The sequence below is a fragment of the Streptomyces sp. NPDC003697 genome (assembly GCF_053587115.1).
The window spans coordinates 1-22,122 of sequence record NZ_JBSFNN010000100.1 but is presented as its reverse complement, the minus strand read 5'-3'; the positions used below and the strand labels follow the sequence as shown (position 1 = coordinate 22,122).

The window sequence follows — 22,122 nt, the reverse complement described above, 5'->3', positions numbered from 1 at the left end:
GCAACCCGTTCTCCCCCCCCCCCCCCGTGGGGGCGCCGTTCCGGTGGAACGGCGCCCCCTCGTCGCATGTCTGCCCGGCACCGCGCGGTCACGCTGCCGCTGGCCCTTCCCCGCCGTGAGGCCCGGCACCGGCCGGCCCCACGGCTGAGGAGCGCTGCGGCCGGCCCGGGGACCGCGGCGCAGCGGCCTGGTACGGGGGGACCGCCTGGACGGCCCGGCGGTCCCCCGGGGGCGTCAGGCGTACGCCGAGACGTCCTTGACGACCGCGAAGCCGAGGCCGTACGCGCTCATGCCCCGCCCGTACGCGCCCACGTGCACTCCCTGCGGCGTCGACCCGGCCAGCACCCAGCCGAACTCGGACTCCCGGTAGTGGAAGGGCGTGGGGACGCCGTCCACGGGCAGCGACAGCGTCGACCACGCCGGGCCCGACAGGTCGTCGGCCAGCACCCACGCCGTCTCCGTCTGCTGCTCCAGCCAGTCGTCGCGCAGGCTGTGGTCCATCTGGCCCGGCCAGGTGAAGGACAGCAGTCCCACCCCGGCGAGCCAGGCCGCCGACGACACCGAGGTGGCCTCCAGCAGGCCGGTGCCGTCCGCGCTGCGGCGCACCGGGTTGGCCGCGACGGTGACCACGACCGCGAACTTCTCCCGGGGCTCGTTCGGCGCCGCGGCCAGGTGCTCGTTGCGCACGGAGGGCTCGTCGCCGTGCCCGATGGAACCGTGCTCCACCACCCCGTCGGCCGAGGTGCCGACCTGCATCAGCCAGCGCGGCCCCGTGAAGGCCTCGTCGAGGCCGTACCAGGGGAAGGGCGCCAGCAGGTAGCCGTCGACCGTACGCCGGACGGAGGGGACCTGCTGCCCGCCTTCCGCGGCCGGCGTCTGCGCGACTGCCCCACTCGTCGTCTCCATGTTCCCGGACGCCTCCTCGCTCTCGTCGGTCCGGTCGGCCCGCCCCCCTTCGGGCGTACTCGTCCGGTCCGCACAACAACTCGGCAGCATATCGAGCCCGCTGCGGGCAGCAGGGAACGTGCTCGGCGCGTGGCTCGCGGGAACGAAGGGTTCCGGCCGCGCACGGCGGCCGCGGGCCAGGGGACGCGTCACGTCCGGCGGCGCGCCGAACGCTGTGACGTGCGGCGCCGTCGGCGTACGGGGCTCAGGTGGCGTCCGCGTCGAAGGGCGGGGGCTCGCCCGGACCCGGGACCTCGCTCTTCTTGGTCATGTCGATCCGGCCGCCGGACGGGGCCGCCGGCGCGTCGGGCTCGCGGCGGTGGACCGCGTCCGTGACCTCGGCCATCTCCTTCTTCAGGTCGAAGCCGTTGCGGATCTCCTTCAGGCCCAGGTCCTCGTTGTCCAGCTGCTTGCGGATGAACGTCCTGGGGTTGAGGTCCTCGAATTCAAAGTCCTTGAACTCGGGGCCCAGTTCGCTGCGGATGTCCTGCTTGGCGCTCTCCGAGAAGTCGCGGATCTTCCGGATCGTGCGCATGACGTCCTGGATGACCTTCGGGAGCTTGTCCGGACCGAACACCAGCACGGCCAGGACGACGAGCGTCACCAGCTCGAGCGGTCCTATGTCATTGAACACCTGAAGCTCCTTGCGATGTCCTCGGTCCGCGGCCCCTCGGTGGTCCGTGCGGTCTTCCGTGGTCCGGGCCGGGTCCACGGTACCCGGCGCACGCGGCCGACCGGTACCGTCCCGCGCTGCGCGCGGGGGCGTGTACACCGGGGGTTCGCGGTCCGTTCGCCCGGTGGCACCGGGCGGGCCCGCCGGGCCGGGTTCGGTGGTCCGCCGGGGTCAGCCGCCGCCCGAGGATCCGAGCACGAGCGAGACCGTCCGCTGCCTCCCGTCGCGTTCGACCGTCAGCTCCAGGCGGTCGCCGGGGCGGTGGGCACGGGTCCTGACGATCAGTTCCTCCCCGGTGTGCACGCGCCGGCCGTCCACGGCGGTGACGACGTCGCCCGCCCTGATGCCCGCGCGGTCGCCGGGGCCGTGCGGGGTCACCGGGGCTCCCCCGCCGCGGCTCGCGGCGGCGACCCGGGCGCCGTCGCCGGCGTACCCCATGTCGAGGGTGACGCCGATCACCGGGTGGGTCGCCCGGCCGGTGTTGATCAGCTCCTCGGCTACGCGCCTGGCCTGGTTGACGGGGATGGCGAAGCCGAGCCCGATGGAGCCGGCCTGCCCGCCCTGAACGTCGGCACCGCTGCCGGCGGACCGGATCGCGGAGTTGACGCCGACGACCCGCCCCCGCGCGTCCAGCAGCGGGCCACCGGAGTTGCCGGGGTTGATGGGGGCGTCGGTCTGCAACGCGTCCACGTACGACACGTCGGTGCCGTCGCCCTTCTCGCCGCCGGCCGTGATGGGCCGCTCCTTGGCGCTGACGATGCCGGAGGTGACAGTGTTCGCCAGGCCGAAGGGGGCGCCGATGGCGACGACCGGATCGCCCACCCGCACGTTGTCGGAGTTGCCCAGGGGCACGGGGGTCAGGCCGCGCACCCCCCGGACCTGGACGACGGCGAGGTCGTAGCCGGGGTCCCGGCCGACGATCCGCGCCCTCACGGTCTGACCGCCGCTGAAGGTCACGGATATCCCGCCGCCGGACGCCGCGGGCTCGACGACGTGGTTGTCGGTGAGGACGTGCCCGAGGCGGTCGAGCACGAAGCCGGTCCCGGTGCCCTGGTCGTCGGAGCCGGCGACGTGCAGGGTGACGACGCCGGGCAGCGCGCGGGCGGCGATCCCGGCGACGCTGTCCGGAGCCCGTCCGGCGGGCTCCTTCCCGGCCTGCGGCAGCCGCACGGTGCCCACACCGCCGTTGCGCTCGACGTACGCCCCGACCAACCCGCCGGCACCGCCGGAGACCAGCGCCAGCGCCAGAGCCCCGCCCAGAAGCGTCCGCCGGCGCCGCCGACGCGGCGTGAGCAGACTCGTGCCGTGCTCCTGCAGGGGGGCGCGGAAGGGAGCGGCGGCCCAGGGGTCGTAGCGACTCCACGGCCCGCCGGACGAGGGCGAGCCGTGCCGCTCGGCGCCCGCGGCGCCCATGGAGCCGCCGTCGCCGTCCCTGGTGCCGGCGGCCGGGACGGCGGACGCCGGGGCGTGCGGCTCGGGGGCCGCGGCGCCCGCGGCGTCGTAGCCGCGCCACGGCCCGCTGGACGACGGCAGGCTGCCGACGGCCGGGCCGGCAGGTGCCGGGCCGTGCCGCTCGGGGGCCGCGGCGCCCATGGGATCGCCGCCGCCGCCCCCGGTGCCGGCAGGACTGTCCGGCGTTCGGGGCCCGGGGAGGACGGTGGGGGCGGGTGTCGCCTCGGCGGTCTCGTGCTGGATCGTTTCTCCGGCTTCCTGGGCCGGGGACGGGCTCTCCGCCCGCTCCGCACCCGACCGGGACCGGCTCCACCAGTTCGGCCGCGTGGACCGGGTGGGCTTCCCCTCGTTCATGTTCTCCCCACAACTGGCCGCGGCACGGCTCGTGGCGGCGACCGCACGTCGTCGACTCCGCGCCCCGACCACTGCCGAGGGCGCGACCACCTGGATTCAACCAGGTCCCCGGGCCGCCGGGCGGAGAACGCCGCCGGACGATGAACGGTCAGCGGGCCTGGCGCGCGGTGGCGGGGGGACGCGACGAGGCGGGGTCCGCGGGGGGAGAGAGGGAGGGGGACGGAGCGGCTGCCGTTCCGGGCACGGGAGCGGCCAGAAGGCCGGGCGGCACGAGCGGCGGGGGCGCGGACCAGGAGATCAGGGCGACCGGCGGTGCCGTGGCGAGGGGGCGTATCAGCGGGGAGACGACGGCGGCGCCCGCGACGACCGGGGTGGTCACCGTGCGCGTCACGTCCTGGGTCCGCCCGACGGCCGGGGTCGGTACCCCGGGCAGCAGCGGCGCGGACAGTGCCGTCGGCGCCGCCGGGGTGCCGCCGGGCGCGCCCGGCCCCTGGGCCGAGAGCGGTCCCGCCGACCGGCGCCGGGAGGCGTCGGGTGCCGTCGCCGCTCCCGTGCCCGCCGTGCGCGCCGGGGTCACGTTGCTGCCCGAGCCGGAGCCGCCGCGTGCCTCCGCGGCCGTGTCGCCCGGGACGATGCCGGGTGACACTCCCCCCAGCGCGATCGCCGCGAGCGACACCGCGCCGGCCGCGACGAAGGCGAGCCGCAGTCCGCGGGAGGCCGGCCGCTCGCTGTCGTGGCGGCCGACGGGGTGGATCCGGAAGCCGCGGTCCGCGGCGGCGGCCAGGGGCCCGACCGCGTGCGGGCCCGTGGGGACGTACCCGAAGGAGAACCTCTCTCCGCGCTTGACGTCGAACGCGCCGGACCGCCCGGCAGGGCCGCCGATTCCGCCGGGGAACGCTCCCCCGCCCAGCAGCGAGCCGCCGCCACCGCCCGTGCCGTCACCCGCGGGAAGCCCCTGGAGACGGGCCAGGAAGCTCTCGGAGGGCGGGGGCGGGGCCGTCTCCGCGAAGACGTTCTTCAGCCGGCGCTGCGCGTCGACCTCCGCCTTGCACTTCGGGCAGGTGGCCACGTGTGCCAGGACGCGCTCGCGCGTCTCGTGACCGAGCTCTCCGTCGACCAGCGCGGAGAGGCGGTCCCCCAGGTGCTGTTCCGCGAGGTGCCCCGCGGCGGGATCGGGTCGGGAGCCACTCACGCGGACGCGCCCCCTCCCCCCAGCGCGGGGACGCGGGGCACGAAGGCGCGGCGCTCGGCACGTGCCTCCGGCGAGCGGTGCGCGAGCGCCTTGCGCAGCTGGGAGCGGCCGCGGTGGATACGGGAGCGGACCGTGCCGAGCTTGACGCCCAGGGTCGCGGCGATCTCCTCGTACGACAGGCCCTCGATGTCGCACAGCACGACCGCGGCGCGGAACTCCGGCGCCAGCGTGTCGAGGGCCTGCTGGATGTCCGCGTCGAAGTGCGCGTCGTTGAAGAGCTGCTGCGGGGTGGGTTCCTTGCTGGCCAGCCGCTCGGCCGCGTCGTCGCCCAGCGCGTCGAAGCGGATGCGCTGCCGGCGGCGGACCATGTCGAGGAACAGATTGGTGGTGATGCGGTGCAGCCAGCCCTCGAAGGTGCCCGGCGTGTACGTCGACAGGGACCGGAAGACGCGCACGAAGACCTCCTGGGTGAGGTCCTCGGCGTCGTGCTGGTTGCCGGTGAGGCGGTAGGCCAGGCGGTAGACGCGGCCGCTGTGGGTGCTGACGATCTCCTCCCAGGTGGGCGGAGTCCACGCCTGCCCGTCCGCGTCGGTGGCGAACGTCGCGGTCTGGGCGCGGTCTGCGGCGCGGCTCGGGTCAGCAGCGGTGTGGTTCACGGATTTCGGCCTGCCCGCCGACCCGAGGAAGCGCCGCAGCACTCCTCCCCGGTCCCCGGGCGCGGCCGCACCTCCCCTGTCGGCTCTGGTGGTGTCCAGTGGAGCCCCTACCATAGCCACCTCGCCCGTTAGCTCCGGATAAGCGGTTTTACGAGAATTTGGCACGCCCTGACCCGGCTCGTGCGGCTGCGGCGGCTCCTGCCCGGTGTCCCGTTCCACCCCATACCCCCCGTCGTGCCGGCCGCTAGTTCCTCATCCCGTCAAACGCCCGGTCCCATCTGCGGGTTCCCGACGCCAACGGATACAGTCACGCCCAGGCATCCATGGGGACAGGAGAGGGTCATTACCGGCAACCGGCAGACGAGCTGGGCGTTCGCCGACGCCTATGTCGCCGAGGACGAAGCGCTGCACTGGGCCCGCGACCGGGCCGGTGAGGCAGGGCTGCGCGCGGTGACGCCCGGCACGGGCGCAGCCCTGCGGTTGCTGGCCGCCGCCGTGGACGCGAAGGCGGTGGCGGAGATCGGGACCGGGACCGGCGTCTCCGGCATCCACCTGCTGTACGGGATGCGGCCGGACGGGGTGCTGACCACCGTGGACACCGAGCCGGAGCACCAGCAGTTCGCCCGGCAGGCGTTCCGCGCCGCCGGCTTCGCCAGCAACCGCGCCCGCTTCATCCCGGGCCGGGCCCTGGACGTCCTGCCCCGCCTCGCGGACGCCGGCTACGACCTGGTCTTCTGCGACGGCGACCGGCTGGAGTTCCCGGAGTACCTCGCCGAATCGTTGCGTCTGCTGCGCCCCGGCGGGCTGGTGGTCTTCGAGGGCGTCTTCGCGCACGGGCGGACGGTGGACTCCGGTCCGCAGCCCACGGAGGTCCTGCGGCTGCGGGAGCTGCTGCGCACGCTGCGCGAGAGCCCGGAGCTGGTGCCCTCGCTGCTGCCGGTGGGCGACGGCCTGCTGTGCGCGGTCAAGCGCTGAGCACCGTGCCCGCGCGACCCGGCGGGCGTCCGTTCCCGGGGAGGCGGCCGCCCGGCGGGCGTCGCCCGGAAAAGGCGGCTGCCCCGGAAAACGGCTTCCCCGGCACCACGCACGATGCCGGGGAAGCCGAAAAGCTCAGGATCGCTCGGATGTCAGCCGACGACCTTCTTGAGGGCGTCGCCGAGCGCGTCGGCCTCGTCGGGGGTCAGCTCGACGACGAGTCGACCGCCGCCTTCGAGCGGAACGCGCATGACGATGCCCCGCCCCTCCTTGGTCACCTCGAGCGGGCCATCGCCCGTCCGCGGCTTCATGGCCGCCATGCTCGTACCCCTTCCTGAAACCAGCTCATCGTCGCCGACGGCCCCCAGAGGGCACGCGCAGCCCGTTGGAGACACGCGACACCGGCATCGAACACATTGCTTCCCAGCCATTATCCCGCATCTCAGGACCGGATGACCAACATCCATCGGCATCGCTTGGGCAACGCGCGCGAGCAAAACCACTCAATTCGGCGATGTGGCTGCGATACTGCGCACCCGCCCGGACATTCGCCGTCCGGAAATCGACGGGAATTCTTTGACGCAGGTCACACATCCGCTCCGGTGCGCCGCCGGTGAAGTCCGCCATGCTGTCTTCGAGACGAGGGCGTACCGGCCGGTACGCCCCCACCTGTGACACCGGAGGGGATGTCCCATGGCCGACACCGTGCTCTACGAGGTGAGCGACGGGCTCGCGACGATCACGCTGAACCGCCCCGAGGCGATGAACGCGCTGAACGTCGCGGCCAAGGTCGCTCTGCGGGACGCGGTGCAGTCCGCTGCGGCCGACCAGGCCGTGCGGGCGGTGCTGCTGACCGCCGCCGGGGACCGCGCCTTCTGCGTGGGCCAGGACCTGAAGGAGCACATCGGACTGCTGGCCGCCGACCGGGAGACGGGCTCGCGGCAGACGATGACCACCGTGCGGGAGCACTACAACCCGATCGTCCGGGCGCTGGCCGGTGCGCGGAAGCCGGTGGTCGCGGCGGTGAACGGCGTCGCGGCCGGGGCCGGCTTCGGCTTCGCGCTGGCGGCGGACTACCGGGTCGTCGCGGACACGGCCTCGTTCAACACGTCGTTCGCCGGGGTCGCGCTCACCGCGGACTCGGGCATCTCCTGGACCCTGCCGCGGGTCGTCGGGCCGGCGCGCGCCGCCGACCTGCTGCTCTTCCCTCGCAGCATCACCGCGCGGGACGCCTACGAGCTGGGCATCGCCAACCGGGTCGTGCCCGCCGCGGAGCTGCGCGCCGAGGCCGGAAAGGTGGCGCGGGCGCTGGCCGAGGGGCCGACGGTGGCCTACGCGGCGCTGAAGGAGGCCGTCGCCTACGGGCTGACGCACTCCCTGGAGGAGACCCTGGAGAAGGAGGACGAGCTGCAGACGCGGGCGGGGTCGTCGGAGGACCACGCGATCGCGGTGCAGGCCTTCGTCAACAAGGAGAAGCCGAAGTACCTCGGCCGCTGACCCGCGCGTGGCGGGTGCCGCCCCCGGCCGGTGAGGTCAGGGGCGGCGGGCCACGCAGTCGGCGAGATGGTCGTCGACCAGTCCGCACGCCTGCATCAGGGCGTAGGCGGTGGTCGGGCCGACGAAGCGCAGACCCCGCTTCTTCAGGGCCTTGGACAGGGCCGTGGACTCGGCGGTCACCGCCGGGACGTCGGCGAGGGTCGCCGGCGCGGGCCGGGCGGCCGGGTCGGGGGCGTGGGACCAGATGAGGTCGTCCAGCTCGCCGGGCGCCCACTGCGCGAGCTCGCGCGCGTTGGCCAGCGTCGCGTCGATCTTGGCGCGGTTGCGGATGATGCCGGAGTCGGCGAGGAGCCGCTCCCGGTCGGCCTCCGTGAACGTGGCCACCGCCCGGATCTCGAAGCCGGCGAAGGCGGACCGGAAGCCGGGCCGGCGGCGCAGGATCGTGATCCACGACAGGCCCGACTGGAAGGCCTCCAGGCTGAGCCGTTCGTAGAGGGCGTCGTCGCCGTGGACCGGACGGCCCCACTCCTCGTCGTGGTACGCCACGTACTCCGCGGCGGACAGGGCCCAGGGGCAGCGCAGGGCGCCGTCGGGCCCGGTGACGGCGGCGCTCATCGCCGTTCCTCCTCGTCGGGCTTGTCCAGGCGCGGGCGGGCGGCGGCGCGGGCGCCGGCGAGTGCGGCCTCGAGGTCGGTGATGCGCGCGTCGCGCTCGGCCAGTTCGGCGCCGAGCCGGCTGAGGGCGTCGTCGACGTCGGCCATGCGGTAGCCGCGGACGGCGAGCGGGAAGCGCAGGCGCGCCACGTCCTCCCGGTCGAGGGGGCGGTCCGGGGGCAGCGGGTCGTGGAGGCGTTCGGGCGCCGCCTCCGGCAGCGGGCCGGTGCCCTCGCCGCCGCCCACCACGGCGAGGGTCACCGCGGCGACCACGACGGCGAGCGCGACGACCAGGAACAAGAACATAACCATCGCTGGGTCCCCACGGTCTGTGCCGGGCGCTCCGGGCGCCGGCACGCAAGAGTCGGTTCGGTTGTGTCGGTCGGGTTGTGCCGGCCGCTTGGTGTGACGGCCGCGTTGTGTGTCGGTCGACTGGTGTCGAGCAACGGGTCTGCCGGTCGGATCCGGGCGGGCGGTGCGCCCGCCCGGTGCCGAATGTGTCAGGGTCCGATCGTGCCATGCGAGTCCGACGGTTAGGGTCGCAGGCGGCCGCGGGACCGGGGCGGCCGGGCAGGACGGGCGGGACGGGCGGGACGGGCGACGGTCGTCGGCAACCGGCGACGGCCTGCATCGGCCGACGAACGACCGGCAAGGACCGGCGACGGCCGGCGTGGACGACGTGGACGACGAGGACGACGAGAGGTCACAGGGGATGCTCAGGCTGGGCAGGCGTGAATTCGGCGCACACGAGCCGGTGATCATGGCGATCGTGAACCGGACCCCCGACTCCTTCTACGACCGCGGGGCCACCTTCCGCGACGAGCCGGCCCTGGCGCGCGTGGAGCGGGCGGTGGCCGAGGGCGCCGCGATCATCGACGTCGGCGGGGTCAAGGCGGGCCCCGGGGACGAGGTGTCCGCCGAGGAGGAGGCCCGGCGCACCGTCGGGTTCGTGGCGGAGGTGCGCCGGCGCTTCCCGGACGTGGTCATCAGCGTCGACACCTGGCGGTCCGAGGTCGGCGAGGCGGTGTGCGACGCCGGGGCCGATCTGCTGAACGACGCGTGGGGCGGCGTGGACCCCGGGCTGGCGGAGGTCGCGGCGCGGTACGGCGCCGGCCTGGTGTGCACGCACGCGGGCGGCGCGGAGCCGCGGACCCGGCCCCACCGGGTGGCGTACGACGACGTCATGGCCGACATCCTGAGGGTGACCGTGGGGCTGGCCGAGCGGGCGGTGTCGCTGGGCGTACCCCGCGAGTCGGTGCTGATCGACCCCGGTCACGACTTCGGCAAGAACACGCGGCACAGCCTGGAGGCCACGCGGCGGCTGGACGAGATGGTGGCGACCGGCTGGCCGGTCCTGGTGTCGCTGTCCAACAAGGACTTCGTCGGGGAGACGCTCGACCGGCCGGTGAAGGAACGGCTGCTCGGCACACTGGCGACGACGGCCGTGTCGGCGTGGCTCGGGGCGCGGGTGTACCGGGTGCACGAGGTGGCCGAGACCCGGGAGGTGCTGGACATGGTCGCCACCATCGCGGGACACCGGGCCCCCGCGGTCTCCCGGCGCGGGCTGGCCTGAGGGCTGTCCCGTGATCCGCGGTGGATCAGCGTGCGGCGTCGGATGCGGATCGCAAGGCGGAGGGTCGTCCTCATACTGGGCGTGTTCGGGCGATCCGACAACGCGGCGAGGTGCCGTAGCTGTCGCCGTGCGCCCGCCGGGGACTGCGGAACCGCCCTTAGGGGGCACCTCCCGCGCCGGCCCCGCGGTGTCGCGGGGCCGGCGGGCAGCGGCCGACGCGCCCGCTACGGGCGGCCCGCCTCCTTCGACACCAGGGCCACGGCCTCGTCCACGTCGTCGGTCAGGTGGAACAGCGACAGGTCCGCCTGCGCGGCCTTGCCCTGGGCGATCGGCGTGCTCTCCAGCCAGTCGACCAGGCCGCCCCAGTAGGCGGTGCCGAAGAGGACGATCGGGAAGCGGGTGACCTTCCGGGTCTGCACGAGGGTGAGCGCCTCGAAGAGCTCGTCCAAAGTACCCAGGCCGCCCGGCAGCACCACGAACCCCTGCGCGTACTTCACGAACATCATCTTCCGCACGAAGAAGTAGCGGAAGTTGAGCCCGATGTCGACGTAGGGGTTCAGGCCCTGCTCGAAGGGGAGCTCGATGCCGAGGCCGACGGAGATGCCCCCCGCCTCGCAGGCGCCCTTGTTCGCCGCCTCCATCGCGCCCGGTCCGCCGCCCGTGATCACCGCGAAGCCGGCCTCCACCAGGCCACGGCCGAGCCGTACCCCGGCCTCGTACTCCGGAGAGTCCACGGGGGTCCGCGCGGACCCGAAGACGCTGATGGCGGGCGGCAGCTCGGCCAGGGTGCCGAAGCCCTCGACGAACTCCGACTGGATGCGCAGGACCCGCCAGGGGTCGGTGTGCACCCAGTCCGTGGGAGCGCGCTCGTCCAGCAGCCGCTGGTCCGTGGTGCTGGCCTGGACCTGGCCCCGCCGGCGCAGGACCGGTCCCAGGCGCTGCTCCTCCGGTGGCTGCGGCTTGCCCTCGGGGTTACCGGTCGCCATGTGCGCTCCCTCCGCTCGCGTCTCCCCTGATCACCGGTTCCCCGCTCGGCCGGAACCGTGCGCGGGAAGGCCCGGGTACCCGGGGAAGGTCTTTCCGCCCCAGCGTAGATCCAGGCGGGTTACGGACGGGGGACCTCGGCATGTCCAGCGCCACGTCACCGGCCCGCGCCGGGGGCGGGGAGCGGCCGGAGCGGCCGGCCGGTCAGCCGGTCAGCCGCCCGCGCCGGGGGCGGGGAGCGGCCGGCCGGTCAGCCGGTCAGCCGGTCAGCCAGTCCCGCAGGCGCTCCTCCCCCGCCAGGATCTTCGCCGTCTCCACCCGTTCGTCCCGCTTGTGCGCCAAGTGCGGGTTGCCCGGGCCGTAGTTGACCGCCGGAACGCCCAGCGCCGAGAAGCGGGACACGTCCGTCCAGCCGAACTTGGGCTGCGGGGTGCCGCCGACCGCCTCGATGAACGCCGCCGCGGCGGGGTGGCTCAGCCCCGGCAGCGCCGCGCCGCTGTGGTCGTCCACCACGAACTCCTCGACCCCGCAGTCCGCGAACACCTCACGGACGTGCGCGACGGCGTCCTCCGCCGTACGGTCCGGCGCGTAGCGGAAGTTGACGGTGACGACGCACTCGTCGGGGATGACGTTCCCGGCGACGCCACCCGAGACGCGGACGGCGTTGAGGCCCTCCCGGTACTCCAGGCCGTCGATGACCGGGTGCCGCGGCTCGTAGGCCGCCAGCCGCCGGAGGATCGGCGCGGCGGCGTGGATGGCGTTGGATCCCATCCAGCCCCGCGCCGAGTGGGCCCGCTCGCCCTTCGTCTTCAGCAGCACCCGCAGCGTGCCCTGGCAGCCGCCCTCCACCTGGCCGTCGGACGGCTCGAGCAGGACCGCGAAGTCGCCGTGGAGCCAGTCGGGACGGGCGTCGGCGATGTGCTTGAGGCCGTTGCGCTCCGCCTCGACCTCCTCGTTGTCGTAGAAGACGAAGGTCAGATCGCGGTTCGGGGCGGCGACGGTGGCGGCGATGCGCAACTGCACCGCCACGCCCGACTTCATGTCGCAGGTTCCGCAGCCCCACAGGACGCCGTCCTCGTCGAGGCGCGAGGGAACGTTGCCGGCGATCGGCACCGTGTCGATGTGGCCCGCGAGGATCACACGTTCGGCGCGCCCGAGCCGGGTCCGCGCCACGACGTTGTTGCCGAAGCGGTCGACCGTCAGGTGCGGCAGGGTGCGCAGCGCGGCCTCGATCGCGTCGGCGAGCGGCTTCTCGGTGCCGCTCTCCGAGGGGAGGTCGACGAGTTGCGCGGTGAGCCGCGCGGCGTCCAGGGTGAGATCAAGCGGGGTATCGGCCATGGCCCGACCCTAACCCCGCGAACACCGCGCAGGCCGGACCGGTTTGTCCACACCCGGCTCTGCCGCCCCGGCCGTCTCCAGTACCTTGTACGCGTGCCAGAGCCGTCCCCCACCTCCAAGCGTCGCGGCCGCCTGCTCCGGTTCGGGGCGGCCTTCGTGGTCCTGCTCGCACTCGCCGGGTATCTCACGGTCCAGTACCTCACGGGTGGCACGGGCGCGCCGGGCTGCAAGGTCGTCTCCGGCAAGGGCGACGGCGCGACGTACGAGTTCACGCCGGAGCAGGCGGTGAACGCCGCGACGATCGCCGCCGTGGGCACCGGGCGCGGGATGCCCGAGCGGGCCGTGACCATCGCGCTGGCGACCGCACTGCAGGAGTCGGCGCTGCGCAACATCCGGCACGGCGACCGGGACTCCCTGGGCCTGTTCCAGCAGCGGCCCTCGCAGGGCTGGGGCACGCCACGGGAGATCATGGACCCGACGTACTCGGCGGGCGAGTTCTACGAGCACCTGGGCAAGGTGCCGGGCTACACCCGGCTGCCGCTGACCGTGGCGGCGCAGCGCGTCCAGCGCAGCGGTTACCCGCAGGCGTACGCCAAGCACGAGCCGGACGCCACCCTGCTCGCCGCCGCGCTGACCGGCCGCGCCGCGGCCACGCTGACCTGCGAGGGACGGCCGGGCGCGACACGCACACCGGGCCCCGACGGGGTGCGGGCCGCGCTGGTGCGGGACTTCGGGCGGGACGTGGTGCAGCAGGCCGGCGCGGAGGTCGACCGGGACCACCGCGACGACACCCCTGCGGACACCGACACGGACACGGGCCCGGACGCGCCGGGCGCGGGGTCTGCGTCCGCCTCCGCCGCTGCCTCCGCCTCCGCGTCGCCCGTGGCCGCCCAGGAGCGGACGGTGACGCTCCCCGTGTCCGCCGGGTCCGGTGACGGGACGGCGCGCGGCGAGCGGGAGCGGGGCTGGCAGCTGGCGCACTGGGCGGTGGCCAACGCCTCTCGGCTGCACATCCAGCGGGTCTCGTTCGCGGGACGGGAGTGGACGGCCGGGATCACGGACAGCCGGTGGCGTGCCGCGGTACCGCGGGGCACCGCAGGGGCCGAGCGGGGCGCGGGGTCGGTCCGCATCGTCACCGGGCAGTAGTACGGATCCTCACCCGTCCCGGTGACGCGCGACGTCCCGGGCGCCGGATGCGGACAGGTTGTCGCGTCATCATTCCGGGGCGCCCGGGCCCTTGGGAGCACAGGGCCGTAAGGATTCGCCGGGTCGCCGCGCAGGACGCCGCCGCCCGGCTCCGCCCGCGGCCGGCGATCGCCGCATTGCCAATTCTTTACCTCGGCCCGCCGCAACCTTCGCGGACTTCGAGCGGTAGTCACTGCGTCCGAGCCTGGGTCGAGCGACCTCCGGGCGCGGCCGGATTTTCCAGTTCTCTCCCGTCGAAGGAGCATCATGTCCCTCCCCCTGACCCGCCGGATCGCCCGTGCCGCGCTACTCGTCGCTGCGGGAGCGGCCGCCGGCGTCGGTGCGGCCGGCTCCGCCAGCGCGGCCCCCGAGTTGCCCGCCGCCCCCGGCCTCGGCGCTCCGACCGCCCTGGACGGGGCGTACGTCGGCAACACCGCCGACGCCGCGGCGCGGGAGGTCACCGGGCTCGCGGGTGACACCGGCAGCAAGGCGGTCAAGCAGGCGGTGCCGGCCGCGGGCAAGACCGGCGGCAAGGTCGCGAAGAAGGCCGCGCCGGCCGCGCAGAGGACGGCGGGGACCGCCGCGGGCTCGGCCGGGCGCCTGCTCGGCGACACCGCCTCGGCGGCGACCAAGGGCGGGCTGCCGACGGACTCGGTCGCGAAGGGCGGACTGCCGAAGTCGTCCCTGCCGGTGGACGGGCTGGGGATCGGCTGAGCACCGCGTCGTGAACCGAGACGGGGTCCGGGGAGTTCCCCGGACCCCGTCGTTCTGTCCGGGGAACGTGCGGTCGGCGAGGCCGGCCGGTCACTCCCCGGCGCCGCGACCGGTACGCACCCGGACCGCCTCCGCGGTTCCGCCGCCCACGGCGGGCGGGCGGCAGGCCACGGCGGGCGGCGGGTGCTGCCGCCCGCCCGGGTCCTACGCCAGGCGTTCGACCGCGGCGCGCACCCGCTCGTCCGTCGCCGTCAGGGCCACGCGGACGAACCGCTCGCCCGCCGGCCCGTAGAAGTCGCCCGGCGCGACGAGGACGCCGCGCTCCGCCAGGTGGGCCACCGTCTCCCAGCAGGACTCGTCGCGGGTGGCCCACAGGTAGAGACTGGCCTCGCTGTGCTCGATGCGGAAACCGTGCCGCACCAGCGCCTCGCGCAGGACCGCACGCCGGGACGCGTACCGCTCCCGCTGCTCGCGCACGTGGGCGTCGTCCCCGAGCGCCGCCACGACCGCCGCCTGCGTCGGCGCGGACGTCATCATGCCGCCGTGCTTGCGGATCTCCAGCAGCGGACCCAGGACCGCCGGGTCGCCGGCCAGGAAGGCGGCGCGGTAGCCGGCGAGGTTGGAGCGCTTGGACAGCGAGTGCACGGCGACGATGCCCTCGTAGGAGCCGCCGTTGACGTCCGGGTGCAGGACGGAGACCGGGTCCGCCTCCCAGCCCAGCTCGATGTAGCACTCGTCGGAGAAGACCAGCACGCCGTGCTCGCGGGCCCAGGCCACGATCCGGGTGAGCTCCTCCTTCTCCAGCACCCTGCCCGTCGGGTTGGACGGGGAGTTCAGCCACAGCAGCCGCAGGCCCCGGGGGTCGAGCCGCGTCGGGTCGTCGTAGGCCTCGTGGCCGGCGCGGGCCAGGCGCGCGCCCACCTCGTACGTCGGGTAGGCCAGCCGGGGGAAGGCCACCCGGTCGCCGGGGCCGAGGCCGAGCTGGGTGGGGAGCCAGGCGACCAGTTCCTTGGAGCCGACGACGGGCAGGACGTGGCGGTGGGTCAGGCCGCGGGCGCCGAGGCGGCGCCCGGCCCAGCCGGTGATCGCGTCGCGCAGCTCGGGCGTGCCCCAGACGGTCGGGTAGCCGGGGGAGTCGGCCGCGGCGATCAGCGCCTTCTGGATCAGCTCGGGGACCGGGTCGACCGGGGTGCCGACGGACAGGTCGACGATGCCGTCGGGGTGCGCGGCGGCCGTCTTCTTGTAGGGCTCCAGCTTGTCCCAGGGGAAGGTGGGAAGCCGGTCGGAGACTGCGGACACGGGTCTGGCTCACTTTCTCGTACGCGTACGAGCCGTCCGTGCGGGGCTCGTACGGCAAACGCCTCGGTCCCGTGCGGCGACGATCGGGCGGATCGGGCCGTACGGGACCGAGGCGGCGCGTGATGCGGGCCGCTTACGGGTTACTCGCCCTGCGGCGGCAGCGCGGCGACCAGCGGGTGGTCGCGCTCGATCAGCCCCAGCTTGCTTGCGCCGCCGGGAGAGCCGAGGTCGTCGAAGAACTCGACATTGGCTTTGTAGTAGTCCTTCCACTCGTCCGGCACGTCGTCCTCGTAGAAGATCGCCTCCACCGGGCAGACCGGCTCACAGGCTCCGCAGTCGACGCATTCGTCCGGGTGGATGTACAAGGACCGCTGGCCCTCGTAGATGCAGTCGACCGGGCACTCCTCGATGCACGCCTTGTCCTTGACGTCGACACAAGGCTGCGCGATGACGTAGGTCACGCTGTCGTTCCTCCTCGATAGGGCGCCGGCGGGCCTCCTCAGGCTCCGCCGCCTGGCGCGCGGGAGCGCGGCGTCGTCGATGCCCGCCCCTAGTATCTCCGTTCCTGGGCATGATCCGAACAGGAGGGGTGAACCGACCTGTGGAAATATCGGCGACAGGGCGCCTCGAGGTCCCTATCACCACTGCTGACGTGGGCAAACGAGTCTCCGTACGGCGCTGGAGCGAACCTCGGACGCCGGGTGAGACGTTCACCGACACGGTCGGCGTTCTCACATCATGGAACAACGGTGTGCTGGTGATCACACGGAAGAGCGGCGAAACCGTCCGGATCGCGGAATCCTCGCTGGTCGCGGGCAAGGTCGTGCCGCCGGCACCGGCGCGGCGGCGCGGACCGGCCGCCCCCTACGCGGAACTGGCGCGTGTCGCCTCCCGGGCGTGGCGGCCGCTGGAGAGCGAACGGCTGGGCGAGTGGGAGCTGCGGGCCGCCGCCGGGTTCACGCGGCGGGCCAACTCGGTCCTCCCGGCCGGTGACCCGGGCCTGCCCCTGGACGAGGCGCTGGCCGCCGTCCGGCGCTGGTACGGCGAGCGCGGCCTGCCCGCCTACGTCCAGACGGCGACCGGCGCCGAGGGCACGCAGGAGGCGCTGTGCGAGGAGCTGGAGCGCCGGGGCTGGGTGCGTGAGGTGACGGCCGAGCTGTGGACCGGGGCGCTCGCTCCGCTGGCCGACCGCGCGGGAGGCGCCGGGGGAGCTGAGGACGCCGGGGTGGTCCTCTCCCGGGAGGCCGACGCGGCGTGGCTGGCGCGCTACCGGCGCAAGGGGGTCGGTGAGGCGGCGCTGAAGGTGCTCGGCGGCGGGCCGTCGGTGTGGTTCGCGACGGTCCCGGGGACGGCCGGGGGTGTGCCGGCTGCGATCGGACGGTGTGTCGTGGACGGGCGGTGGGCCGGCTTCGCCGCCGTCGAGGTGGACCCGGAGCAGCGGCGGCGGGGGCTGGCCACCGCGGTGATGGCGGCGCTCGCCCGGCAGGCCCTCGACGAGGGGGCGTCGGCGGCCTGGCTCCAGGTGGAGAACGACAACGCGGGCGCGCGGGCGCTGTACGCCGCACTGGGCTTCACGGCGCACCACGCGTACCACCACTACCGCGAGCCGGTACCGGGGCCGGGCGACGATCCCGGTACCGACCGGAACGCGAACCCGGCCGGCGAGCCCGGCACCGGCCCGGGCCGTGAGCCGGGTGCGGGGCCGGACGGTCCGCGCGGTCGGCACGGCTCGCACGGCGCGTCGTGAGGGGGCACGATCCTGGCATGCCCTCCCCCTGTCCCCCGCCGCCCGAACGCTCCGCCGAGCTGCGGCGCAGGTTCGCCGAAGAGGCCCGGGCCGAGCGGCCCGACCTGGCCGAGCTGTGCCTGCTGGTGGCCGCGGAGGCCGACGGGACGCTGGACGAGGACGGCATGGACGCCGCGCAGGTGGAGCTCGACCGGCTCGCGGGGCTGCTTCCCTACCGGCCGGGCGGGCCGCGTGCCTGGGCGGTGGCCCTGCGGGAGGTCCTCGGGGACCGGTGCGGGTTCCGCGGCTCGGGCGCCGACTACCGGCGCCTGGAGTCCTCGCTGCTGCACGAGGTGCTGCGCCGGCGACGCGGGCTGCCCATCGTGCTGTCGGTGGTGTGGATGGAGGTCGCGCGCAGGGCGGGGGCGCCGGTGTACGGAGTCGCGCTGCCGGGGCACTTCGTGGTGGGCCTCGGGACGGCGGGGGAACAGGTGCTCGCCGATCCGTTCGACGGGGGGCGGCTGCTGACCGGGGCCGACGCGGAGCTGCTGGTCGTGGGGGCGACGGGGGTGCCGCTGGACCCGTCGATGCTGGTGCCGGCGACACCGCTGGAGGTCGTCGCGCGCATCCTGAACAACATCCGGGCGTGGGCCGCGGCACGGCCGGAGCGCTCGGACGTGGCCCTGTGGGCGGTGGAGCTGTCGCTGCTGCTGCCGTCGCATCCGGCGCGGCTGCGCTACGAGCGGGCGCAGGTGCTGGTGCAGCGCGGGGACTTCCTCGGCGGGGCGGCGGAGCTGGATGCGTACGCGGAGGTGGTGGACGAGCCGGCGGCCGAGCGTCTGCGGGGACAGGCGCGAGCGGCGCGGGCGAGGCTCAACTGAGGAACGCGGGGCCGCCCGCGCGGGGCCCGTACGGCTTCTGTCGTACGGGCCCTTATCTCGTGCCCACCGGCCACGGGCAGCACTACCGCAGGCAGCACGACCGCAGGCAGCCGCGGGGCGGCCGCCGCGTGGAGGCCGCCGCGTGGAGGAGGCCGCCGGCGCCGGGGGCCCCGGCGCCCGGGGGTTGTCCGGCGGATCACGTCGGAGGAAACCGGCGGCACCCCGCAGCCCGGGTGAGCGGGATCCGGTGCGTGCGGCTGCACGGCGGAGGAGGGCGTCGACGCGGAGCGCCGGCGACGTACGACAACGCCGCGGACGGCCGGGCCGCAGCCCGCGTCTCCGGCATGATCCGCCGGACAGCCCTACAGCCAGCCCTTCTCGCGGGCCGTGCGCACGGCCTCCGCCCGGTTGCGGACGGCCAGTTTCTGGATGGCCGTGGACAGGTAGTTGCGGACCGTGCCCTGGGACAGGTGCAGCGCCGCGGCCAGTTCCGCGTTGGTGGAGCCGTCGGCCGCCGCCCGCAGCACCTCGCGTTCGCGGTCGGTCAGCGGGTTGGCGCCGTCCGCCAGGGCCGCCGCGGCGAGCGTGGGGTCGATCACCCGCTCCCCCGCCAGCACCTTCCGTACCGCCTCGGCCAGTTGGGCCGCCGGCGCGTCCTTCACCAGGAAGGCGTCCGCGCCGGCCTCCATGGCTCTGCGCAGGTACCCGGGGCGGCCGAAGGTGGTGAGGACCACCAGCTTCACTCCCGGCAGTTCGCGGTGGAGCAGACCGGCCGCCTCGATGCCCGTACAGCCCGGCATCTCGATGTCGAGCAGCGCCACGTCCACCTCGTGCGCGCGTGCCGCCGCAGGCACCTCGTCCCCGCGCGCCACCTGGGCGACGACCTCGATGTCGTCCTCCAGACCGAGGAGAGCGGCCAGCGCCTCGCGGACCATGGACTGGTCCTCGGCCAACAGGACCTTGATCGGGCGGCTGCTCATGCCGGGGATCCTACGTCCACCCGCGTGCCGGCCGGCACGCGGGCGACGAGCCGGAAGCCGCGCCCGGACCGGCCCGCCTCCAGCGTTCCGCCCGCTTTCTGCAGGCGTTCGGTCAGGCCGGTCAGACCGTTGCCGGGGCCCTGGCCCGTGCCGCCGGAGCCGTCGTCCTCCACGGAGAGTTCGAGCGTCGGCCCGTCCAGGGTCTGCCGCCGCACCACTTCGACGACGCAGCGCCGGGCGCCGCTGTGCCGTACGACGTTGGTGACCGCCTCGCGCAGCGCCCAGGCGAGGGCGGACTCGCTGTCCTCGGGGAGGCCGGCGAGGTCCGGCTCCGGGGGCAGCCGGGCGTCCACCCCGGCCGCCGTCAACGCCACCCGGACCCCCGCGAGTTCGACGTGGAGCCGGGGACGCCGGTAGCCGGTGACGGCCTCCCGGACGTCGACGAGGGCCTGGCGGCTGACCTGTTCGATGTCGGCGACCTGCTGGGCGGCCTTGTCGGGGTGGCCGGGCAGCATCCGGCCGGCCAGCTCGCTCTTCAGCGTGATCAGCGACAGCGAGTGGCCGAGCAGGTCGTGCAGGTCGCGGGCCAGCCGGAGCCGCTCCTCGTTCGCGGCGAGCTGGGCGACGGTGGCGCGGGCCTGGCGCAACTCGACGGTCGTGCGCACCAGCTGGCCGACGCCGGTCATCGCGAAGCCTATGAGGATCACCAGCAGGAGCAGGTTCCACGCCTCCTGCACCCCGACGCGGAGCCCGGCCAGCAGCATCAGGCCGCCGGTCGCGGGGACGGACCAGTAGGCCGCCCGCGGGGGAAGGGTCGCCCCGCAGGCGACGGAGACGTAGCAGAACAGGCCCAGCCAGGCCGGGCCGAGCGCGAGGCACAGCACGACGGCCAGCACGGCGAGGGCGGCGATGAGGCCGGCCACGTAGAACCGGGTGGACGGCCTGGCGATGTTCCGGAAGACCAGTCCCAGGTAGGCGGCGACGAAGGCCGCCAGCCCCAGCGAACCGGCCGCGGTGCCGGCCGGCGTGTGGTGGCCGGCGGCCAGGTCGTGCACGGGTGAGCTGAGGAAGACCAGCCAGACGCCGATCCAGACGAGCTTGCGCAGCAGCTCGCGCCGGTTGCGGGGTGGCTCACCCATGCGGAAGGCGTGGTCGTGCTCGCACGGCGGTTCCTCGGTCATGGCGCTCACGCCTTCAGCGTGTCCTTCCGGTACAGCCAGGCCGCGCCGCCGGCGAACAGGGCGAAGAAGGCGACGAGGACGGCGATGTCCCGCGCGTGCGGCGCCTGGCTCTGTTCGACGGCCTGCCCGAGAGCAGCGTACGCGTGCGTGGGCAGCCAGGTGGCGATGTCCTGGAGCCACTGGGGAAAGGTGGTCGCCGGCATCCACAGGCCGCCGAGCAGGGACAGGCCGAAGTAGACGATCATCGTGACCGGGCGGACGGCGTCCCCGGTGGCGAGATAGCCGATGGCGACGCCGAGTGCGGCGAAGACGAGGCTGCCGGCCCAGATGACACCGGTGAGGGCGAGCCACTGCCAGGCGTCCAGCCGTACCTGCTTCACGGCGGCGGCGACGACGAAGACCACGACGATGGACGGCAGGCTGACGACGGCGGCCCCGGCGGTCTTGGCGAGGACGTAGCCGCGCCCCGGCAGGCTGGTCAGCCGCAGTTGGCGCACCCAGCCGCTCTCGCGCTCCTTGGCGATCCGCTCGCTGTTGCCCATGAGCACGGCGGTCAGGGCGCCGAAGGAGGCCATGGAGACCATCATGTAGGTCGGGAGGGTCAGGCCGCTGCCGTCGACCTCCGTGACGCCGTCGGCGTTGCCGGCGATGATCAGGAACAGGATCGACGGGTAGAGCACGGAGAAGAACAGGAACTTGCGGTTGCGCAGCGCGCGGACGAGTTCGAGTCTGATCAGAGCGGTCATGACTGCTTGGCCTCCTCGGCCTCGGTGATGGCGACGAAGGCCTGCTCCAGCCCGAGGCCGGCGACTTCGAGGTTGCGGGGGCGGACGCCGAGCCCGTAGAGGGCGTGGACGGTCGCGTCGGCGTCGGCGGACTGGATGCGGACGGTCTGCCCGGAGACGTCGAGCGAGGTCAGGGACGGCAGGCCGCGCAGGGCGGCCTCGTCGATCGGGCCCTCCAGGTCGAAGCAGACGCGGCGGGCGCCGGCCCTCGCCTTGATCTCGGCGGCGGTGCCGTCGGCGAGCAGCCTGCCCCGGTGCAGCACCAGCACCCGGTCGGCGATGGCATCGGCCTCTTCCAGGTAGTGGGTGGCGAACAGCACCGTGCGCCCCTGGTCCGCCTGTTCGCGCATGGTGGCCCAGAAGGCCTGGCGGGCGGAGACGTCCATGCCGGTGGTCGGCTCGTCGAGGACGACGAGGTCGCTGTCGCCGGCGGTGGCCAGGGCGAAGCGGACGCGCTGGGCCTGGCCGCCGGAGAGCTTGTTGACCTTGCGGTCGGCGATCTGGGAGACACCGGCGCGGGCGAGCACGTCGGTGACCCGGTACCGCCGCGGGTGCAGGTCGCAGGCGAGGCGCACCAGTTCGGCGACCGTGACGTCCTCCATCAGCCCGCCGCTCTGCAGCATGGCGCCCACGCGGCCGGAGACGATCGCGTCGCGGGGCCCGGTGCCGAAGACGCGGACCGTGCCGCTGTCGGGCTGCCTCAGGCCGAGGAGGAGGTCGAGGGTGGTTGACTTGCCGGCGCCGTTGGGCCCCAGCAGGGCCACGGTCTGACCGGGGTGCAGGGCGAGCGTGAGCCCGTCCACGGCCCGTACGTCGCCGTAGCTCTTGGTCACCTGGTCGAACGCCACCGCCGTGGTCGCACCGGCGTTCCGGGCTGTCGTCGTCATGCCGTCCATCGTGGCCCGGGGACGCCGGGGCCCGGCAGTGCCGGCGGTCCCGACTGCCGGATGACAGATGTCATGCGGCTGGGGTGACGGCGCCGCCGCCGGGGGGAGGACGCCGACAGATCTCGACGCAGACAACCTGGTGCGCACGCGCCTGGCCCAACAGGGATCCGCCCAGCTCATCGCGCCTCCCGA

Annotated in this window: 23 protein-coding genes; 7 read left to right on the top strand and 16 right to left on the bottom strand. The window is 74.5% G+C overall.

Translation table 11 applies throughout. The features are described 5' to 3' along the window. Positions 1-234: 234 nt before the first annotated feature. The 5 genes from ACWDNY_RS27875 to sigE all read right to left on the bottom strand — a co-directional run bounded on the left by ACWDNY_RS27875 (position 235) and on the right by sigE (position 5,314). The gene (locus ACWDNY_RS27875; protein ID WP_451648550.1) at positions 235-906 is read right to left on the bottom strand and encodes a hypothetical protein; all 672 of its coding nucleotides are present in this window, start codon (positions 904-906) and stop codon (positions 235-237) included. 244 nt (positions 907-1,150) lie between these two features. Continuing rightward, positions 1,151-1,579, bottom strand: coding sequence for a sec-independent translocase (locus ACWDNY_RS27870; protein WP_451648549.1), 429 nt, complete (start codon positions 1,577-1,579; stop codon positions 1,151-1,153). Positions 1,580-1,789: 210 nt separating this feature from the next. After that, positions 1,790-3,424: a S1C family serine protease gene (locus ACWDNY_RS27865; RefSeq protein WP_451648548.1), complete on the bottom strand. Its 1,635-nt coding sequence runs from the start codon at positions 3,422-3,424 to the stop codon at positions 1,790-1,792. Positions 3,425-3,572: 148 nt separating this feature from the next. Further along, on the bottom strand, positions 3,573-4,616 hold the full coding sequence (locus ACWDNY_RS27860; protein ID WP_451648547.1) for a zf-HC2 domain-containing protein: 1,044 nt from the start codon (positions 4,614-4,616) through the stop codon (positions 3,573-3,575). After that, positions 4,613-5,314: an RNA polymerase sigma factor SigE gene (gene sigE, locus ACWDNY_RS27855; RefSeq protein WP_451648555.1), complete on the bottom strand. Its 702-nt coding sequence runs from the start codon at positions 5,312-5,314 to the stop codon at positions 4,613-4,615. Before sigE ends, ACWDNY_RS27860 begins: the two co-directional genes overlap by 4 nt. Before the next feature lie 234 nt (positions 5,315-5,548). Here sigE and ACWDNY_RS27850 point away from each other — a divergent pair, with 234 nt between their 5' ends. Then, positions 5,549-6,247, top strand: a complete 699-nt coding sequence (locus tag ACWDNY_RS27850; protein ID WP_451648554.1) for an O-methyltransferase — start codon at positions 5,549-5,551, stop codon at positions 6,245-6,247. 152 nt (positions 6,248-6,399) lie between these two features. Here the strand turns inward: ACWDNY_RS27850 and ACWDNY_RS27845 are convergent, their stop codons facing one another. Continuing rightward, on the bottom strand, positions 6,400-6,567 hold the full coding sequence (locus ACWDNY_RS27845) for a DUF3117 domain-containing protein (protein WP_003966491.1): 168 nt from the start codon (positions 6,565-6,567) through the stop codon (positions 6,400-6,402). A 373-nt stretch (positions 6,568-6,940) separates the two neighbouring features. Between ACWDNY_RS27845 and chcB the strand changes: the two genes are divergently transcribed. After that, the gene (chcB, locus tag ACWDNY_RS27840) at positions 6,941-7,744 is read left to right on the top strand and encodes a 2-cyclohexenylcarbonyl CoA isomerase (protein ID WP_451648546.1); all 804 of its coding nucleotides are present in this window, start codon (positions 6,941-6,943) and stop codon (positions 7,742-7,744) included. Positions 7,745-7,780: 36 nt separating this feature from the next. Here chcB and ACWDNY_RS27835 read toward each other — a convergent pair whose 3' ends face one another. Beyond that, complete coding sequence (locus ACWDNY_RS27835) at positions 7,781-8,359, bottom strand: DNA-3-methyladenine glycosylase I (protein ID WP_451648545.1); 579 nt, start codon at positions 8,357-8,359, stop codon at positions 7,781-7,783. Next, positions 8,356-8,709 (bottom strand): DivIVA domain-containing protein, encoded by a 354-nt coding sequence (locus tag ACWDNY_RS27830; protein WP_451648544.1) that lies wholly within the window; start codon positions 8,707-8,709, stop codon positions 8,356-8,358. Before ACWDNY_RS27830 ends, ACWDNY_RS27835 begins: the two co-directional genes overlap by 4 nt. Positions 8,710-9,109: 400 nt before the next feature. Between ACWDNY_RS27830 and folP the strand changes: the two genes are divergently transcribed. Then, a complete protein-coding gene (folP, locus tag ACWDNY_RS27825) occupies positions 9,110-9,970 on the top strand; it encodes a dihydropteroate synthase (protein ID WP_451648553.1) in 861 nt (286 codons plus the stop codon). A gap of 224 nt (positions 9,971-10,194) precedes the next feature. Here the strand turns inward: folP and ACWDNY_RS27820 are convergent, their stop codons facing one another. Then, positions 10,195-10,956 (bottom strand): LOG family protein, encoded by a 762-nt coding sequence (locus ACWDNY_RS27820; protein WP_451648543.1) that lies wholly within the window; start codon positions 10,954-10,956, stop codon positions 10,195-10,197. A gap of 256 nt (positions 10,957-11,212) precedes the next feature. Then, complete coding sequence (dapE, locus tag ACWDNY_RS27815) at positions 11,213-12,292, bottom strand: succinyl-diaminopimelate desuccinylase (RefSeq protein ID WP_451648542.1); 1,080 nt, start codon at positions 12,290-12,292, stop codon at positions 11,213-11,215. 93 nt (positions 12,293-12,385) lie between these two features. On the opposite strand from dapE, the gene ACWDNY_RS27810 reads away from it, so the two are divergent. Further along, positions 12,386-13,438 carry a heavy metal transporter gene (locus ACWDNY_RS27810; protein WP_451648541.1) on the top strand — a complete coding sequence of 351 codons (1,053 nt, stop codon included), beginning with the start codon at positions 12,386-12,388 and terminating at the stop codon, positions 13,436-13,438. Between the two features lie 306 nt (positions 13,439-13,744). Further along, the gene (locus ACWDNY_RS27805; RefSeq protein WP_451648540.1) at positions 13,745-14,191 is read left to right on the top strand and encodes an ATP-binding protein; all 447 of its coding nucleotides are present in this window, start codon (positions 13,745-13,747) and stop codon (positions 14,189-14,191) included. A 204-nt stretch (positions 14,192-14,395) separates the two neighbouring features. On the opposite strand, the gene ACWDNY_RS27800 is transcribed toward ACWDNY_RS27805, so the two are convergent. Both ACWDNY_RS27800 and fdxA read right to left on the bottom strand, forming a co-directional pair. After that, complete coding sequence (locus ACWDNY_RS27800) at positions 14,396-15,490, bottom strand: bifunctional succinyldiaminopimelate transaminase/glutamate-prephenate aminotransferase (RefSeq protein WP_451648539.1); 1,095 nt, start codon at positions 15,488-15,490, stop codon at positions 14,396-14,398. Between the two features lie 140 nt (positions 15,491-15,630). Continuing rightward, the gene (fdxA, locus tag ACWDNY_RS27795; protein ID WP_451648538.1) at positions 15,631-15,951 is read right to left on the bottom strand and encodes a ferredoxin; all 321 of its coding nucleotides are present in this window, start codon (positions 15,949-15,951) and stop codon (positions 15,631-15,633) included. Between the two features lie 140 nt (positions 15,952-16,091). On the opposite strand from fdxA, the gene ACWDNY_RS27790 reads away from it, so the two are divergent. Then, positions 16,092-17,237: a GNAT family N-acetyltransferase gene (locus ACWDNY_RS27790; RefSeq protein WP_451648552.1), complete on the top strand. Its 1,146-nt coding sequence runs from the start codon at positions 16,092-16,094 to the stop codon at positions 17,235-17,237. A 17-nt stretch (positions 17,238-17,254) separates the two neighbouring features. Further along, complete coding sequence (locus ACWDNY_RS27785) at positions 17,255-18,097, top strand: transglutaminase family protein (RefSeq protein ID WP_451648537.1); 843 nt, start codon at positions 17,255-17,257, stop codon at positions 18,095-18,097. A gap of 362 nt (positions 18,098-18,459) precedes the next feature. Here the strand turns inward: ACWDNY_RS27785 and ACWDNY_RS27780 are convergent, their stop codons facing one another. The 4 genes from ACWDNY_RS27780 to ACWDNY_RS27765 are packed head-to-tail and all read right to left on the bottom strand — an operon-like array spanning position 18,460 to position 21,930. Then, on the bottom strand, positions 18,460-19,077 hold the full coding sequence (locus tag ACWDNY_RS27780) for a response regulator (protein ID WP_451648536.1): 618 nt from the start codon (positions 19,075-19,077) through the stop codon (positions 18,460-18,462). Further along, positions 19,074-20,258, bottom strand: a complete 1,185-nt coding sequence (locus ACWDNY_RS27775; protein WP_451648551.1) for a sensor histidine kinase — start codon at positions 20,256-20,258, stop codon at positions 19,074-19,076. Before ACWDNY_RS27775 ends, ACWDNY_RS27780 begins: the two co-directional genes overlap by 4 nt. A gap of 5 nt (positions 20,259-20,263) precedes the next feature. Continuing rightward, positions 20,264-21,004, bottom strand: coding sequence for an ABC transporter permease (locus ACWDNY_RS27770; RefSeq protein ID WP_451648535.1), 741 nt, complete (start codon positions 21,002-21,004; stop codon positions 20,264-20,266). After that, a complete protein-coding gene (locus ACWDNY_RS27765) occupies positions 21,001-21,930 on the bottom strand; it encodes an ABC transporter ATP-binding protein (protein ID WP_451648534.1) in 930 nt (309 codons plus the stop codon). Before ACWDNY_RS27765 ends, ACWDNY_RS27770 begins: the two co-directional genes overlap by 4 nt. Positions 21,931-22,122: the final 192 nt, after the last annotated feature.